Source organism: Streptomyces sp. NPDC001137 (genome assembly GCF_040298885.1).
Classification (GTDB): domain Bacteria; phylum Actinomycetota; class Actinomycetes; order Streptomycetales; family Streptomycetaceae; genus Streptomyces.
Genome location: NZ_JBEPBA010000064.1, coordinates 1 through 1305 on the forward strand (window position 1 = coordinate 1; position 1305 = coordinate 1305).

1 protein-coding gene is annotated in these 1305 nt (G+C 66.7%); it reads left to right on the plus strand.

What is annotated here, in order from left to right; translation table 11 throughout:
* Positions 1–72: 72 nt before the first annotated feature.
* Positions 73–1265, plus strand: a protein-coding gene (locus ABT254_RS46450) for an IS3 family transposase (RefSeq protein WP_351483756.1) whose coding sequence is annotated in 2 segments (ribosomal slippage) — positions 73–337 and positions 337–1265 — 1194 coding nt in all. Because the reading frame shifts where the segments join, the coding sequence is not laid out codon by codon here.
* Positions 1266–1305: the final 40 nt, after the last annotated feature.

Genomic DNA, 1305 nt, shown 5'->3' on the forward strand with positions numbered 1-1305 from the left:
TGAGCTGTACTGAGATTTGTGGAGTCCCTGATGCCAGGGTTACGGTCCTGGCGAAGGAGATCCACCAGCACCATGGCAGCACCCCGTAAATATCCGGACGAACTGCGCGAGCGCGCGATTCGCGAGGTCCGCACCACCGGCCGCCCGATCGCGCACGTCGCGAAGGACCTCGGCATCCACAAGGAAGCCCTGCGAGGCTGGGTCCGCCAGGCCGAGGCCGACCGCGGCGAGCGGGACGACCGGCTCACCACCGCCGAGCTGGACGAGTTGCAGCAACTCCGGAAAGAAGTAGCGGAGTTGCGGCGGGCGAACGAGATCCTGAAAGCCGCCTCGGTGTTTTTTGCCCAGGAGATCGACCGTCCCCGGACGAGGCCGAGCAGGTGATCGACCACCTGCGCGAGAGGGGCCTTGGGGTCGATCCCGTCTGCCGGGTGCTGGAGCTGTCGCCGTCGACGTACTTCGCCCGCAAGAAGCGGCCGAAGTCGGCCCGCCGGCTCCGGGACGAGCAGCTCATGCCGCTGATCGAGGAGGTCCACGCGGAGTCGGGCGGCACCTATGGCGCCCGCCGGATCACCCGCGCGCTTCGGCGCAAGGGCCACGGGGTGGCCCGCTGCACCGTCGAGAGGCTGATGGCCGAGCTGGGCCTGGAGGGCGTCATCCGTGGCCGGCAGCGTCGGACCACGATTCCGGAACCGTCGGCGCCGCGTCCGCCGGACCTGGTCGACCGCGACTTCACCGCCTCCCGGCCCGATCAGCTGTGGGTCGCGGACATGACGTATGTCCGCACCTGGTCGGGATGGGCGTATGTGGCGTTCGTCCTGGATGTGTACTCGCGGATGATCGTCGGCTGGCAGGTCGCGAACCACATGCGGACCGAACTCCCACTGGACGCCCTGGAGATGGCGCTCTGGCGGCGTCGGATCAAGAAGGACTCCGGACTGATACACCACAGCGATCGCGGGTCGCAATACGTATCAATTCGGTATACCGACCGGCTCGCCGACATCGGCGCCTCAGCCTCCGTCGGCTCCGTCGCGGACTCGTATGACAACGCGATGGCCGAGGCGCTGAACGGCACCTTCAAGGCCGAGCTGATCGAGATGCAAGGACCCTGGAAGGACGTCGACCAGGTCGAGCGGGCGATCTTCCAGTGGATCACCTGGTACAACGAAGAGCGTCTTCACTCCGCGCTCGACTACGTGCCGCCGGCCGAGTACGAGGAAGCCTTCTGGCGCAGCCAGGAGCAAACCCCGCAGTCCGCCTGAACCAATCAAGATCGGACTCTACGAAACTCGGGGCAGCTCA